The 14,627-nt window shown below is 62.9% G+C and carries 19 protein-coding genes; 18 read left to right on the top strand and 1 reads right to left on the bottom strand.

The window, feature by feature from the left end; all coding sequences use genetic code 11:
• Positions 1–127 precede the first annotated feature (127 nt).
• Genes U1738_RS02900 through U1738_RS02880 form a run of 5 tightly spaced genes read left to right on the top strand, consistent with a single transcriptional unit; the run spans position 128 to position 2,694 of the window.
• Positions 128–1,036 carry a class I fructose-bisphosphate aldolase gene (locus U1738_RS02900; protein ID WP_332787516.1) on the top strand — a complete coding sequence of 303 codons (909 nt, stop codon included), beginning with the start codon at positions 128–130 and terminating at the stop codon, positions 1,034–1,036.
• Positions 1,037–1,045: 9 nt separating this feature from the next.
• The gene (locus U1738_RS02895) at positions 1,046–1,528 is read left to right on the top strand and encodes a hypothetical protein (protein WP_332787515.1); all 483 of its coding nucleotides are present in this window, start codon (positions 1,046–1,048) and stop codon (positions 1,526–1,528) included.
• On the top strand, positions 1,518–2,216 hold the full coding sequence (gene thiE, locus U1738_RS02890) for a thiamine phosphate synthase (protein WP_332787514.1): 699 nt from the start codon (positions 1,518–1,520) through the stop codon (positions 2,214–2,216). The genes U1738_RS02895 and thiE overlap by 11 nt, the downstream gene beginning before the upstream one ends.
• 33 nt (positions 2,217–2,249) lie before the next feature.
• Positions 2,250–2,444, top strand: coding sequence for a type II toxin-antitoxin system RelB family antitoxin (relB, locus tag U1738_RS02885; RefSeq protein WP_332787513.1), 195 nt, complete (start codon positions 2,250–2,252; stop codon positions 2,442–2,444).
• Entirely contained in the window at positions 2,422–2,694 is a 273-nt protein-coding gene (locus U1738_RS02880; RefSeq protein ID WP_332787512.1) for a type II toxin-antitoxin system RelE/ParE family toxin, read from the top strand. The genes relB and U1738_RS02880 overlap by 23 nt, the downstream gene beginning before the upstream one ends.
• Before the next feature lie 4 nt (positions 2,695–2,698).
• Here U1738_RS02880 and U1738_RS02875 read toward each other — a convergent pair whose 3' ends face one another.
• Positions 2,699–3,292, bottom strand: a complete 594-nt coding sequence (locus tag U1738_RS02875) for a peptidoglycan L,D-endopeptidase MepK (RefSeq protein WP_443026966.1) — start codon at positions 3,290–3,292, stop codon at positions 2,699–2,701.
• Positions 3,293–3,371: 79 nt separating this feature from the next.
• Between U1738_RS02875 and U1738_RS02870 the strand changes: the two genes are divergently transcribed.
• The 13 genes from U1738_RS02870 to nuoG all read left to right on the top strand — a co-directional run bounded on the left by U1738_RS02870 (position 3,372) and on the right by nuoG (position 14,579).
• Positions 3,372–4,334, top strand: a complete 963-nt coding sequence (locus tag U1738_RS02870) for a L,D-transpeptidase family protein (protein WP_443026980.1) — start codon at positions 3,372–3,374, stop codon at positions 4,332–4,334.
• A 73-nt stretch (positions 4,335–4,407) separates the two neighbouring features.
• Entirely contained in the window at positions 4,408–4,944 is a 537-nt protein-coding gene (locus U1738_RS02865) for a M23 family metallopeptidase (RefSeq protein ID WP_332787511.1), read from the top strand.
• Positions 4,945–4,981: 37 nt separating this feature from the next.
• Positions 4,982–5,545, top strand: a complete 564-nt coding sequence (gene efp, locus U1738_RS02860; protein ID WP_332787510.1) for an elongation factor P — start codon at positions 4,982–4,984, stop codon at positions 5,543–5,545.
• 161 nt (positions 5,546–5,706) lie between these two features.
• Entirely contained in the window at positions 5,707–6,519 is an 813-nt protein-coding gene (locus U1738_RS02855; RefSeq protein WP_332787509.1) for an inositol monophosphatase family protein, read from the top strand.
• 195 nt (positions 6,520–6,714) lie between these two features.
• Complete coding sequence (gene ndhC, locus U1738_RS02850) at positions 6,715–7,089, top strand: NADH-quinone oxidoreductase subunit A (protein ID WP_055778644.1); 375 nt, start codon at positions 6,715–6,717, stop codon at positions 7,087–7,089.
• Complete coding sequence (locus U1738_RS02845) at positions 7,080–7,631, top strand: NuoB/complex I 20 kDa subunit family protein (protein WP_332787508.1); 552 nt, start codon at positions 7,080–7,082, stop codon at positions 7,629–7,631. Before ndhC ends, U1738_RS02845 begins: the two co-directional genes overlap by 10 nt.
• On the top strand, positions 7,628–8,521 hold the full coding sequence (locus U1738_RS02840; RefSeq protein WP_332787507.1) for an NADH-quinone oxidoreductase subunit C: 894 nt from the start codon (positions 7,628–7,630) through the stop codon (positions 8,519–8,521). Before U1738_RS02845 ends, U1738_RS02840 begins: the two co-directional genes overlap by 4 nt.
• Complete coding sequence (locus tag U1738_RS02835) at positions 8,521–9,756, top strand: NADH-quinone oxidoreductase subunit D (protein WP_055778652.1); 1,236 nt, start codon at positions 8,521–8,523, stop codon at positions 9,754–9,756. The genes U1738_RS02840 and U1738_RS02835 overlap by 1 nt, the downstream gene beginning before the upstream one ends.
• On the top strand, positions 9,753–9,932 hold the full coding sequence (locus U1738_RS02830) for a hypothetical protein (protein ID WP_332787506.1): 180 nt from the start codon (positions 9,753–9,755) through the stop codon (positions 9,930–9,932). Before U1738_RS02835 ends, U1738_RS02830 begins: the two co-directional genes overlap by 4 nt.
• Positions 9,925–10,593: a complex I 24 kDa subunit family protein gene (locus tag U1738_RS02825; protein WP_332787505.1), complete on the top strand. Its 669-nt coding sequence runs from the start codon at positions 9,925–9,927 to the stop codon at positions 10,591–10,593. Before U1738_RS02830 ends, U1738_RS02825 begins: the two co-directional genes overlap by 8 nt.
• Complete coding sequence (nuoF, locus tag U1738_RS02820; protein ID WP_332787504.1) at positions 10,593–11,897, top strand: NADH-quinone oxidoreductase subunit NuoF; 1,305 nt, start codon at positions 10,593–10,595, stop codon at positions 11,895–11,897. Before U1738_RS02825 ends, nuoF begins: the two co-directional genes overlap by 1 nt.
• Positions 11,894–12,580 carry a hypothetical protein gene (locus U1738_RS02815; RefSeq protein ID WP_332787503.1) on the top strand — a complete coding sequence of 229 codons (687 nt, stop codon included), beginning with the start codon at positions 11,894–11,896 and terminating at the stop codon, positions 12,578–12,580. Before nuoF ends, U1738_RS02815 begins: the two co-directional genes overlap by 4 nt.
• Positions 12,573–14,579, top strand: coding sequence for an NADH-quinone oxidoreductase subunit NuoG (gene nuoG, locus U1738_RS02810; protein ID WP_332787502.1), 2,007 nt, complete (start codon positions 12,573–12,575; stop codon positions 14,577–14,579). The genes U1738_RS02815 and nuoG overlap by 8 nt, the downstream gene beginning before the upstream one ends.
• The last annotated feature ends 48 nt before the right edge of the window (positions 14,580–14,627 follow it).

Below are 14,627 nucleotides of genomic sequence, written 5' to 3'. Positions count from 1 at the left end.
AACCCGGCACGAAGGTGCGCCCCGGTCCGGGACAGGTCAAGCGAGGCTGTCCGCTACGATGTTGCTCGTCTTCGCCGCACCGGCTAACAGCCGCGCCAGAACAAGTTCAGTGGACAGGGGATCAAAGATGACGCCGATCGTGAAGGCCATTCTCGACAAATACGAGTCCGATAATCCTGCGACCAAGGCAAATCTCGGTCGCATCCTGATGCAGGGCAAGCTGGGCGGCACCGGCAAGCTGATCATCCTGCCGGTGGATCAGGGTTTCGAACACGGGCCTGCGCGCAGCTTCGCGATCAATCCCCCGGCCTATGACCCGCATTACCATTGGCAGTTGGCGATCGACGCCGGCTTGTCGGCATTCGCCGCACCGCTCGGCATGATCGAAGCGGGTGCGACGACCTTTGCCGGTCAGGTGCCGACGATCCTGAAGGTCAACAGCTCTAACAGCTGGGCGCAGGGCGCGAACCAGGCCGTGACCGCTTCGGTCGAGGATGCCGTGCGGCTGGGTTGTGCTGCAATCGGCTTCACGATCTATCCGGGATCGGACGATTTGTTCGAGATGATCGGGCAGATCCGCGAAATGTCGGCCGAGGCCAAGGCGCTAGGCATCGCGACGGTGATCTGGTCGTACCCGCGCGGTGGCGTGCTGCCGAAATCGGGCGAACTGGCTTTGGACGTCGGCGCCTATGCCGCGCACATGGCGGCCCTGCTGGGCGCACACATCATCAAGGTGAAGCTGCCGAGCGATCACATCGAGCAGGCGGAAGCCAAGCCGATGTACGAGGGCACCGACTGGTCGAAGCAGTCCGATCGCGTGAAACACGTCGTGCAGTCGAGCTTTGCCGGGCGGCGCATCGTGGTGTTCTCGGGCGGTGCCGCCAAGGGTGCCGATGCGGTCTATCAGGACGCGCGCGACATCCGTGACGGCGGCGGCAACGGATCGATCATCGGTCGCAACACCTTCCAGCGCCCGCGCGACGAGGCGCTGGCGATGCTCGACAAGCTGGTTCGCATTTACAAGAACGAGGAATAAGCCTTCGCCATGGAGTTCGCCTATCATCGTAGCCTCGGCCCGATGATCGGCGTGCTTCTGGGAATCGCGATCGTCGAGATGTGCGTCGTGCATCTCGTCGTCGCGGCGCTTTGGGGCTGGATCGCCGCAGTGATCGTCGGCGTGATCGATCTGTCGCTGGTGGTGTGGCTCGTCGCGCTGCTGCGCTCGTTCAAGCGCCTGCCGGTGACGATCGTGGGCGGCGTGCTGAAGATGCAGGCGGGATCGCTTCGGTCCGTGACGATACCAGTCGGGCAGATCGCCGGGTTGCGGAAAAGTTGGGACGCGGCGGCGATCAAGGATCGCGGTGTCCTGAACTTGGCGCTGGCGAGCTGGCCGAGCGTCGTAGTCGATCTGCGTGAGCCGATCGTGATGCGGCGCGGCCGGGCGGTGAAGGCGATCGCGCACAAGCTGGACGATCCGGCGGCTTTCCATGCCGCCATCGTGGCGCTATCGCCGCGCGATGGACATTGAAGACCAGTTTGGGGAAGACCCTTTAGGCCCGCTCGACCCCAATTTCGCGGCGCGGTTCGTGCGCGATATGCGGCGGCCGCCGTGCCAGCTCTACCTCGTCTCGCCGCTGGATGTCGGCGGGGGGTTCGCCGATCGGTTGAAGCGTGCGCTGGACGCCGGGCCGGTGGCTGCGTTTCAGTTTCGGGTAAAGGACGTGGATCAACATGCGGCGGCGGCCTTGGCCGAACCGTTGCAGCGCATCTGCGCCGACGCGGATGTGGCGTTCATCGTCAACGACAGCATCGCGCTGGCCAAGCGGCTGGGGGCGGACGGCGTGCATCTCGGGCAGGATGACGGCGATCCGCGCGATGCGCGTGAGCAACTCGGGCCGACGGCGCAGATTGGCGTGACGTGTCACGACAGCCGGCACCTTGCGATGGAAGCAGGCGAGGGCGGCGCGGATTATGTCGCGTTCGGGGCGTTTTATCCGACGATCACCAAGACGGTCAGTCATCATGCCGATCCGGTGCTGCTTAGTTGGTGGTCGACCGTATTCGAGATTCCGTGTGTCGCGATTGGCGGGATCACGCCGGCCAATGCCGCGCCGCTGGTTGCGGCGGGGGCGGATTTTCTTGCCGTGTCCAATGCGGTATGGGGCGGGGACGAGGCGGCGGCGATCCGCGCGTTCGGCAAGGTGCTGAGGGGCTAGAGGCCTCGCTATTTTGGTGATAATCTCTGGGCCATGGCGAAACTGTCACCCATCGAGTCCGAGTTCGCATCGACCGAAGAGGCCGAGGCGTATGATGTATGGTTTCGCGCCAAGGTGCAGTCCGCGCTGGACGATCCCGGGCCTTTCATTCCGCATGATGAGGTAATGGCGGAAATGCGAGCATTGATTGAGTCGAAAAAGCGCAATGCGTCTAATTTGGGACGATAGAGCAAGACGCGATCTTCGCGAAGTTCTCGACTATATTTCAGATCGTAATATTGTTGCTGCTGAACGTCTTGAAGAGACGATTTCACACACGCTCGAGTTTCTGACGATCCACCCATTCATGTATCGGGCTGGCCGAATTTCGCGTACGCGGGAAGCGGTAGTTCACCCCAATTATGTTGTGGTCTACAGCGTTGACGATGATCTCATCACGATCAGACGCGTTCTCCACGCCCGCCAGAATTACCCCTGACGCATCACCAATGCCGTACGCGTCCGGTGTCCACATGGACGAAGCCGTCGCGCGGATAATAACCGACACCGCCGCCGCCCAGCGCCATCGCCGCGCCGTGAAGCCGTTCCAGGCTGACACCCGGCACCATGATGTCGGTCGCTTTGCCGAGCATGTGCTGGCTCTGGCTCGCGACGCCGGTATGCGCACCGCCTTTGGCGCGAAGCGCGGCGTTGGTGTGGGGGGAGCGGTAGCCGGAGATCAGGTCGATCTTGCTGCGCCCGGTCACTTCGAGCTTTTCGCGAAGCTGGACCAACAAGGCGAGCAGGCGGCGATCCATCACGGTCGCTTCGCCAGTGCGCCAGTCGCGCAGGCCGTGGTTCAGTTCGGCCAGGCCATCCGGGACGAACTGACCGCTGCGAGCGAAGACCGCATCGACGCTTTCGTTGGTGTGCACGTTGCGGATCGCGAGGCGCAGTTCGCCGCCCAAAGCCATCGCCGGAAACGGAAAGAATGCCGCCATGCCGCCCAACGCGGCGGCGCCGATCAGCCTGCGACGCGAAAGATCGGGATTTCGTGACGGCTGGGAAACAAGCCGGTCGTCCAACGTTGTCTGCATATCGTATATGTAGGAGTTTGAATTCTTGAGGAAAACCGCTCTCGGCGCAGCCTGTCTGGCGATTGCCTCGCTTGGTCCGATATCGGCGCAGGCGCAGGGAACCAAAGCCGCCGTTGCTTCACCGGGGCTCGATCGATCGACGCTGCACGTCCAGGTGATTCTCGATCATCTCGGCTTTTCGCCGGGCGTGCTCGATGGGCGATCCGGCAAGTCGCTGACCGCGGCACTGAAGGGGTTTCAGGAAACGCGCAACCTTAAACAAACCGGCGAGATGGACCCCGCGACGCTGTATGCGCTCCACCAATATCGCGACTGGAGGCCGACCCAGACGGTGACGCTGACGCAAGAGATGCTGGCCGGGCCGTATGTCGATCCGATGCCCAAGGATCCGCAGCTTCAGGCCAAGCTGCCCGCGCTTGGTTATCGCAACGCGCTGGAGAAATTGGGTGAGATGTTTCACACCAAGCCGGAAGTGCTGGTCGAGCTGAACGGGGCGGGGACGAAGCTTGCCGCTGGTGCGAAGATCATCGTGCCGAACGCCATCGCCACGGCGCGTGCCTATGACGCCAAGCTGCCGGCAACGTGGCGGCAGACGCTGTCCGACCTGAATGTGAGTTCCGACCAGCCCAAGGGCACCCGCATAGTCGTCGACAAGTCCGACGAGGTGCTGCGCGTGTTCGACAAGGACGGCAAGCTGGTCGCGCAATTCATGGCGACGATGGGCAGCAGCCATGATCCACTGCCGATCGGCAAGTGGACGGTGAAGGGCGCGTCGTACAATCCGACGTTCCATTATAATCCCGACCTGTTCTGGGATGCCAAGGACAGCGCCAAGGCGGCGAAGCTGCCGGCCGGGCCGAATGGGCCGGTCGGCGTGATCTGGCTCGATTTGTCGAAGCCGCATTACGGCATCCACGGTACGCCCGAACCGAGCACGATCGGGCGGGCGGAAAGCCATGGCTGCATTCGCCTGACCAACTGGGATGCGGCGCGGCTGTCGCTGATGATCAAGCCGGGGACGCCGGCGATCTTCCAGAAGTGAGGTAGTTCTGGGACTGCTTCGCAAACTGGGCATCGGGCTTATCGTCGTCTCGCTGGCGGCGATCGGCCTGTGGGTGGCGGCGCTGAAGTGGTTGCCGGATGCGCCGACCGGGGCGGGCGGCCCCGCCGCGTCGCCGTCGCCGCAAGCGGTGATCGTGGCGCATGACGGGCCATTGGCGATACCGGTCACGGGCGTTGCGAGCAGCGCGGTGCGCGATAGCTGGGGCGATCCGCGCGAGAATGGTTTGCGCGAGCATCACGGGACCGACATCGTCGCGGCGGCCGGTACGCCGGTGATCGCGGCTGCGCCGGGGCGGATCGAGAAATTGTGGGACAGCGCTGCGGGTGGGATCACCCTTTACGTGCGATCACCGAAGCGCGTGTGGCTGTATTATTACGCGCACCTGAGCGGCTATGCGCCCGGGGTGCACGAGGGTCAGGTGGTAAAGGCCGGCGATCCGCTGGGCTTCGTAGGCGATACCGGTAATGCCGGGGCTGGCAATTACCACCTGCATTTCGGGCTGACCCGCACGACGCCTGAGCAGCATTGGTACGAGGGGCGGGATGTCGATCCTTACCCCTACCTTGCCGAAAAGCCCGCCGCCCGCTAAGGCCGCCGCCTTCGCTCTTTCCAGCTACAGGTATCCCATGAAGATCAACGCGGTCGAGATTCGTCCCGGCAACATCCTCGAATATGAAGGCGGCATCTGGAAGACCGTCAAGATCCAGCACACCCAGCCGGGCAAGGGCGGGGCGTATATGCAGGTCGAGATGAAGAACCTGATCGACGGCCGCAAGACCAACGTCCGCTTCCGTTCCGCCGAGAGCGTCGAGCGCGTGCGGCTCGACACGGTCGATTTCCAGTTCCTGTTCCGGGAAGGCGAAACGCTGACCTTCATGGACAAGATCAACTACGAACAGGTCTCGCTCGACGCGGGCATTCTGGGGGACGCCGCGGCGTTCCTGCAGGACGGCATGGACGTGGTGATGGAGCTGTGGGACGAGCGCCCGATTTCGGTGCAGCTGCCCGACACGATCGAGGCGATGATCGTCGAGGCCGATGCCGTGGTGAAGGGGCAGACGGCGTCTTCCTCCTACAAGCCGGCGATCCTCGAGAACGGTGTGCGCGTGATGGTGCCGCCGCATATCGGTGCGGGCACGCGGATCGTGGTCGACGTTTACGAGCAGACGTATGTGAGGCGGGCTGAGTGAGGCCGAGCGGACGAGTCAAATAGCGACGCTATTTGTCCGATCCGCCGCCCGGCCGGCGAGCGCAGCTCGACCGACGACACGGGCTTTGCCCGTGGCGCGCGTTTGCGGCACGGCCCCACCCCAACCCCTCCCCTGAAGGGGAGGGGCTTAAAGGATAGATTATGGTTTCCCATTCCGGCCTGATGACGATCATGGACCGCGCCGCGCGCAAGGCGGGGCCGCGGCTGCGTCGTGACTTTAACGAGGTCCAGCAATTGCAGGTCAGTCGCAAGGGCCCGGCCGATTTCGTGTCGATGGCCGATCAGCGTGCCGAGCAGACCCTGTTCGAGGAACTGAGCCACGCCCGCCCCGATTGGGGTTTCCTGATGGAGGAGCGCGGCGAGATTGCCGGCGATCCCAACAAGCCGCGCTTCATCGTCGATCCGCTGGATGGCACGTCGAACTTCCTGCACGGCATTCCGCATTTCGCGATCTCGATCGCGGTCGAGGAGACGCTGGCCAATGGCAAGCGCGAGATCACCGCGGGGCTGGTCTATCAGCCGCTGACCGACGAGAGTTTCTGGGCCGAAAAGGGCAAGGGCGCATGGGTGCAGTCCGAGCGGCTGCGCGTTTCGGCGCGCCGCGACATGGCGGATGCGTTGATCGCGACCGGCATTCCGTTCCTGGGCCATGGCAATTTCGCGCAATGGAGCCGCATTTTCGGGGCGATCGCGCCGGAAGTGGCCGGCATTCGGCGCTTCGGTGCGGCGTCGCTGGATTTGGCGTGGGTCGCGGCGGGGCGGTATGACGGGTTCTGGGAATCGGACCTGCAGCCGTGGGACGTCGCGGCCGGCATGTTGCTGATCAAGGAAGCCGGCGGCTTCGTCACCGACTATCGCGGCGGCGACCAGATGCTCGCGCGCAAGGAGATCCTGGCGGCGAACGACGTGCTGCAATCTAAGCTGCACAAGCTGGTGGCCGGGGCTTTGCGGTAAAGGCAGCAACCGTCATCCCAGCGAAGGCTGGGATCTCTGTGGGGATGACGCGGCGCTCTCCTCATGGCGACCCCAGCCTTCGCTGGGGTGACGATTGTATGATTGTTGCGAGTCATTCTCACGCCACTCGCCCTTGCCCGTCAAAGACCATCGTCCTAAAGCCCGGACCATCCACTTCGCACATGCGAGAAACCCTTGGTCGACCTGTCGCAATATCTTCCGATCCTGCTTTTCCTGGGCGTCGCCATCGTCCTGTCGAGCGCGTTCGTGTTCCTGCCGATGATCGCGGCGCGCTTCACCGGCGCGCACAAGCCGACGGCGGAAAAGCTCACCGAATATGAATGCGGTTTCCCGGCGTTCGAGGACAGCCGCAGCCAGTTCGACGTGCGCTTCTACCTCGTCGCGATCCTGTTCATCATCTTCGATCTGGAGGCGGCGTTCCTCTATCCATGGGCGGTGAGCGTGTTCAAGCTGGGCTGGCTCGCCTGGGGCTCGATGATGGTGTTCATCGCCGAACTGGCGCTCGGCCTGATCTATGCCTGGAAGAAGGGAGCGCTGGAATGGGAGTAGAGCTTACGGCCCAGCCGATTGGCGCGCCCGCGACCGGCACTTTGCCTGACGTCGCATTCCTGAACGACATCAACAGCGAGCTGGGCGACAAGGGTTTTCTGGTCACCTCGACCGAAGAGCTGTTTCAGTGGGCGCGTACGGGTTCGCTGTGGTGGATGACCTTCGGTCTCGCGTGCTGCGCGGTCGAGATGATCCACGTGAACATGCCGCGCTACGATCTCGAACGCTTCGGCGCTGCGCCGCGCGCGTCTCCGCGCCAGTCGGATGTGATGATCGTGGCGGGCACATTGTGCAACAAGATGGCCCCGGCTTTGCGCAAGGTCTACGACCAGATGTCGGAGCCTAAATACGTCATTTCGATGGGGTCGTGCGCCAATGGCGGCGGCTATTATCATTACAGCTACAGCGTCGTGCGCGGGTGCGACCGGATCGTGCCGGTGGATATCTACGTGCCGGGCTGCCCGCCGACCGCCGAGGCGTTGTTGTACGGGATCATGCAGTTGCAGCGAAAGATCCGCCGTGTCGGGACGATCGAACGGTGAGGTCGCCCGCGCCCGCTTACACGTCCAACGACGGCGTGATCGATGCTGCCGGAAAGGCGCTCGGCAATAAGGTTTTGTCGTCGCTCGAGGCGGTTAACGAGGTGTCGTTCACGGTCGATCGCGAAAGCCTGATCGATACGATGATCCTGCTGCGGGACACGCCGGGGCTCGAATATCAGCAACTCATGGAGATCGCCGGCGTCGATTATCCGGAACGGGCGGACCGTTTTGAGGTGGTCTATTGCCTGCTCTCGCTGACGCGCAATCACCGCATCCGCGTGCATGTGCAGACCGACGAGGAAAAGCCGGTGCCGTCGGTGACGGGCATCTGGCCGGTCGCGGGCTGGCTGGAGCGCGAGGTGTACGACATGTACGGCGTGCTGTTCTCGGGCAATCCGGACCTGCGCCGCATCCTGACCGATTACGGTTTCCGCGGGCATCCCCAGCGCAAGGATTTCCCGCTCTCCGGCTTCGTCGAACTGCGCTACTCGGAAGAAGCGAAGCGCGTTGTGTACGAGCCGGTCAAGCTGGCGCAGGATTTCCGCACGTTCGATTTCACGTCCCCGTGGGAGGGGGCGGAGTATATCTTGCCGGGTGACGAGAAGGCGAAACTGCCCGAAGCGAAGGGTGCTCCGACACCGCTGAAAGCCGACGAAATCGTCAAGGCCGATGCCGCCAAGAGCGAGGCCAAGGCACCACCGCCGGAAGTAAAGACCACTGAGGCTCCGGCGCAAACGGGGGCGGGCAAGGCGTCCCCCGACGCCGAGCCCAAGCCTGCCGATCCGGATGTCGTGAAGACGCCGCGCAAGCGTACGCCGAAGGCGGAAGCATCCGGCGATACGCCGCCTGCTAAGCTGCGTGCCCCGCGCAAGCCGAAGGCTGACAAGTAATGGCCGATCATCTCGAAGCGGTCGAACACCGCATGGACGCCGCCGACCCCACGCCGGGCGATGTGGAGATCCAAAACTACACGATCAATTTCGGCCCGCAGCATCCGGCCGCGCACGGCGTGTTGCGCCTCGTCATGGAGCTGGACGGCGAGATCGTCGAACGCGTCGATCCGCATGTCGGCCTGCTGCATCGCGGCACCGAGAAGCTGATCGAGCATAAGACCTACATCCAGGCGCTGCCGTATTTCGACCGGCTCGATTATTGCTCGCCGCTTTGCATGGAGCATAGCTTCGTGCTGGCGATCGAGAAACTGCTCGATCTGGAAGTGCCGATCCGCGCGCAATATCTGCGCGTGTTCTTCGCCGAGCTGACCCGCATTTCGAACCATATGCTCAACCTCGGGTCGCACGTGATGGACGTCGGCGCGATGACGCCTAACCTGTGGCTGTTCGAAATCCGCGAAGACTGCATGAACTTCTTCGAGCGCGTGTCCGGCGCGCGTATGCATTCGGCCTATTTCCGTCCGGGTGGCGTGCATCAGGATACGCCGCTGAAGCTGTTGACCGATATCGCCGACTGGCTCGACACCCGTCTGCCGCGTTTGTTCGAGGATGCGATTTCGCTCGTCGCGGACAATCGCATCTTCAAGCAGCGCAATGTGGATATCGCCACGGTCAGCCGTGACGATGCAGTGAAATGGGGCTTTTCCGGCCCGATGATTCGTGGATCCGGCATTCCGTGGGATCTGCGCAAGTCGCAGCCATACGATGTCTATGCGAAGATGGATTTCGACGTGCCGGTCGGCACGCGCGGCGATTGCTACGACCGGTTCATGGTGCGCGTCGAGGAGGTCCGCCAGTCGGCGCGGATCATGAAGCAATGCCTGAACGAAATGCCGGACGGGCCGATCGCGAGCCTTGATCGCAAGGTCGTGCCGCCCAAGCGCGGCGAGATGAAGCGGTCGATGGAAGCGCTGATCCATCACTTCAAGCTGTATACCGAAGGCTTCCACGTGCCGGCGGGCGACGTGTACGTCGCGACCGAAAGCCCGAAGGGCGAGTTCGGCGTGTATCTGGTCGCCGATGGCAGCAACAAGCCGTACCGCTGCAAGATCCGCCCGACCGCGTTCAGCCATTTGCAGGCGATGGACTTCATGGCCAAGGGGCACATGCTGGCGGACACAACGGCGATCCTGGGCGCGATGGATATCGTGTTCGGGGAGTGCGACCGGTGATGCGTCAGGTCCACATTGTTAATTTGGTTGCTGCGACCATCGGGGCGCTCGCTGCCGCATTGCTCATCGATGGCAATGTTAAGCTTTCGTCATTTGCTGGTTGGTTCCTGGTGGTTTTGTTCGCGCTCTATGTTTCTGAGATCGCGATTTCGAAAATGAAGCGAAGCAATGGCTGAAGCACCCCAAATCCCCGACGAGGCCGAGACCCGCGCGCGCTGGGGCGCGTTTGCGTGGACCGAGGAAAACCAGAAGAAGGCGAACGAGATACTCGGGCGCTATCCCAAGGGGCGCGAGCGATCGGCGTCGATCCCGTTCCTCGATCTCGCCCAGCGGCAGGTCGGCGCGGAAACGCAGACCCAGGGCTGGTTGCCGGTGCCGGTGATCGAATTCGTCGCGCGCCAGATCGGGGTGCCGTACATGCGCGTGTATGAGGTCGTGACTTTCTACACGATGTTCAATCTGGCGCCGGTCGGCCGCTATCATGTGCAGGTCTGCGGCACGACGCCGTGCATGCTGGCGGGTTCGGACGATGTGCTGGCGGCGTGCAAGAACAAAGGTCTGATCAAGGGGCGGACGACGCCCGATGGCCTGTTCACGCTGACCGAGGTCGAGTGCCTCGGCACTTGCGCCAACGCGCCGATGGTGCAGATCAACGACGATAATTACGAAGACCTGGACTATGATCGTACCAACGCGATCCTGGAGGCGCTCGCTTCCGGCCAGACGCCCAAGCCCGGCTCCACGATCGGCCGCAGATCGAGCGAACCCACCGGTGGGGCGACCTCGCTTGCCGCGATGGTGGACGAGAACCACGATTATCGGGGGGAGTGGGCATAATGCTCGCTGACAAGGACCGCATCTTCACCAACGTATACGGGTTCCAGCCCTGGAACCTGAAGGCGGCGATGGCGCGTGGCGATTGGGACAAGACCGCCGATCTGATGAAGATCGGGCAGGACGGGCTGATCGACAAGGTCAAGGCGTCGGGCCTGCGCGGGCGCGGCGGGGCAGGGTTCCCGACCGGCATGAAGTGGAGCTTCATGCCCAAGGAACCGAAGCCGGACCGGCCGAACTTCCTGGTGATCAACGCGGATGAGAGCGAGCCGGGGTCGTGCAAGGACCGCGAGATCATTCGTCACGATCCGCACAAGCTGATCGAGGGCGCGCTGATCGCAGGCTTCGCGATGCGCGCGCGCGCGGCGTACATCTACATTCGCGGCGAGTATATCCGCGAGGCGGAGACGTTGTTCGCGGCGGTGGCGGAGGCTTATGCCGCCGGGCTGATCGGCAAGAATGCGTGCAAATCGGGCTATGATTTCGACGTCTTCGTCCACCGGGGTGCTGGCGCGTATATCTGCGGCGAAGAGACCGCGATGCTTGAAAGCCTGGAAGGCAAGAAGGGGCAGCCGCGCCTGAAGCCGCCATTCCCGGCCGGCGCTGGTCTGTACGGTTGCCCGACGACGGTGAACAACGTCGAATCGATCGCGGTGGTGCCGACGATCCTGCGCCGCTCGCCGGAATGGTTCGCCAGCTTCGGTCGCGAGAAGAACGAAGGCACCAAGCTGTTCCAGATCAGCGGCCATGTGAATACGCCGTGCGTCGTGGAAGAGGCGATGAGCATCACCTTCCGCGAACTCATCGAGACGCATTGCGGCGGCATTCGTGGCGGGTGGGACAATCTGCTCGCGGTGATCCCGGGCGGATCTTCGGTGCCGCTGGTGCCGGCGGCCGAGATCATGGACGTGCCGATGGATTTCGACGGGCTGAAGGCGGTCGGTTCCGGCCTCGGCACGGCGGCGGTGATCGTGATGGACAAGTCGACCGATATCGTCCGCGCGATCAGCCGCATCTCGTATTTCTACAAACACGAGAGCTGCGGCCAGTGCACGCCGTGCCGCGAAGGCACCGGCTGGATGTGGCGCGTGATGGAACGGATGCGCACCGGCGACGCGGACATCTCCGAGATCGACATGCTGCAACAGGTCACCAAGCAGGTCGAAGGCCATTCGATCTGCGCGCTGGGCGATGCCGCGGCGTGGCCGATCCAGGGGCTGATCAAGCATTTCCGGCCGGAGATGGAGCGGCGGATTATCGCCAAGAATGGCGGTGGTGATGCGCCGATGATGGAGGCGGCGGAGTGAGGCCTCACGTTTCCCTTGTATTTGGAATTTTGGGTGTCGCTGCGGTTTGTGCGCTTCCTGCGCACGCTCAAAAGACGGGCACGCGTATCGACCATAATGCGGGCGCGGTCGGTTCGGTCAGCCGCCTTGATGCTGAGACTGCGGCTATTGCGGCTAATACTTTCGCTCAGTGTTTGGCGCGACGTGAAGGTAAGAGCATGAGGAATGCGCTCGCGTTCCCATTCGTGTCGCCCGAGCAGAGCAAGGCAATCGCAAGATTGCGTACCCAGTTCGAAGAGTGCCTGGGTAATGCCAATGAGTTTGATCAATTGGTACTCGGCCAGGTGTTGCAGGCGGGCGGCGCTGCCGAATGGTTCGTTCGGACCGAATTGAAGAATGTCGATCTGAGTTCGTTAAAGGGAATGTCGGACGAGGCCCTCGAGAAAACTTCCTTTCGACCACGAACCGCACTGGAAGATCTGGGGCTTTGTATCGTTCGTCGTGATCCGGATCGTGCTCGTGGTTTCGTAGAAAGCAAGATGGGTACTTTGGAAGCAAAGACAGCCTTCAAGGCGATCACGCCGGATTTAGGGCCATGCGTGACTGGCGGAACTGAAATGAAGTTGAATTCGGTAAATTTGCGAGCGGTCGTCTCGTACGCACTGTACCGCGCATCTTCTATGCTGGGAGCGACTGGTGCCTAAGCTCAAAGTCGACGGCGTCGAAATCGAAGTTCCTGCCGGTGCCACGGTGCTGCAGGCGTGCGAGATCGCCGGCAAGGAAATCCCGCGTTTCTGCTATCACGAGCGGCTGAGCATCGCGGGGAATTGCCGCATGTGTCTGGTCGAGGTGAAGCCGGGGCCGCCCAAGCCGCAGGCGTCGTGCGCGTTGCCGGCGGCCGACAATCAGGAGATATTCACCAACACGCCGATGGTGAAGAATGCCCGTGAGGGCATCATGGAATTCCTGTTGATCAATCACCCGCTCGATTGCCCGATCTGCGATCAGGGCGGCGAGTGCGATTTGCAGGACCAGTCGGTCGCTTACGGGCGCGGACAGTCTCGCTACGGCGAGAACAAGCGCGCCGTGACCGAGAAGTATATGGGGCCGATCGTGAAGACGGTGATGACGCGATGCATCCAGTGCACGCGCTGCATCCGCTTTGCCGAGGAAGTGTCCGGCGTGGAGGAAATCGGCGCGATCTATCGCGGCGAAGACATGCAGATCACGTCGTATCTCGAGAACGCGGTGAAGAGCGAGCTTTCGGGTAACGTGGTCGATCTGTGCCCGGTCGGTGCGCTGACCAGCAAGCCGTACGCGTTCGAGGCGCGGCCGTGGGAACTGAAGAAGACGCTGACCATCGACGTGATGGACGCGGTGGGGACGAATATCCGGCTCGACAGCCGTGGGCGCCAGGTGCTGCGCGCGCTTCCCGTGATCAACGAGGACGTCAACGAGGAATGGGCGTCGGACAAGACGCGCCACGCGGTGGACGGTCTGGTGCGCGGGCGGCTGGACAAGCCGTATGTGCGGGTGAACGGCAAGCTGGTTGCGGCGACGTGGGACGAGGCGTTTGCGGCGATTGCGGATGTTGCCAAAGGTGCCGCCGACAGCGTTGCAGCGATCCATGGCGACCTGTTGGATTGCGAAACGCTGTTTGCTACGAAATCGCTTTTGAAATCAATGGGTTCTTCGCTGATCGAGGGTCGCCAGACGGGCATGGCCTATGACACGTCCTCGATGGCGGCGGTGAATTTCAACACCACCATCGCCGGTGCGGAAGATGCGGACGTTATCTTGCTGGTCGGGACCAACGTGCGCTGGGAAGCTCCGCTGGTGAACACGCGGATCCGCAAGGCGATCAAGAAGGGTGCCAAGGTCTTCGCGATCGGGCCGGAAACCGAGTTGACCTACAAGGTCGAGTGGCTCGGCAATGATCTGGCGCTGCTCGGCAAGTTGCCCGAGGCCGTGACGGAAGCGTTCAAGGGTGCGGCCAAGCCGATGATGATCGTCGGCGGCGCGGCGCTCAAGGGCGGGCACGGCGCGGCGCTGGCGTTGGCAAGCACGCTGAACCTCGTTCGGGATGGCTGGAACGGTTTCAACGTGCTGCACTTCTCGGCGGCGCGGAATGGCGGGCTGATGCTCGGTTGGGCGCAGAAGGGTGGGATCGCGGATATCGTCGCGGCCAAGCCGAAGCTGGCGTTCTTCCTCGGCGCGGACGAGGTGGATTTCGGCGCGTTTGCGGACAGCTTCAAGGTGTATATCGGTCATCATGGCGACAAGGGTGCCGCGCATGCCGACGTGATCCTGCCGGGTGCGAGCTATGCCGAGAAATCGGGCACCTGGGTCAATCTCGAAGGACGCGTGCAGCGTGGCGAGCGGGCCGTGTTCCCGCCGGGCGATGCGCGTGAGGACTGGACGATCCTACGCGCGCTGTCGGCGGTGCTGGGCAAGACGCTGCCGTTCGACACGATCGACGAACTGCGTGCGGCGATGAGCGGGGACACACCCGATCTCGCGACGTTGGGCCTCAAGACCTTCGCGTGGAACCCGCCGGCGCTCGACGCGACGGGATCGGGCGAAGTCGCGTATCCGATCAAGGATTTCTACCTGACCAACGCGATCTGCCGCGCGAGCCCGACGATGCAGCGCTGCTCAGCCGAACTGGTGCATGGCCAGGATTATGCGGAGGCGGCGGAATGACCACCGATATCGTCATCCTGGCGCAGGCCGGGATCGCGTGCCGCACGG

The sequence above is a fragment of the Parasphingomonas caseinilytica genome, from assembly GCF_036663755.1.
GTDB lineage: Bacteria > Pseudomonadota > Alphaproteobacteria > Sphingomonadales > Sphingomonadaceae > Sphingomonas.
The sequence above is the reverse complement of the archived record's forward strand: the minus strand, read 5'-3'. Positions and strand labels throughout refer to the sequence as shown.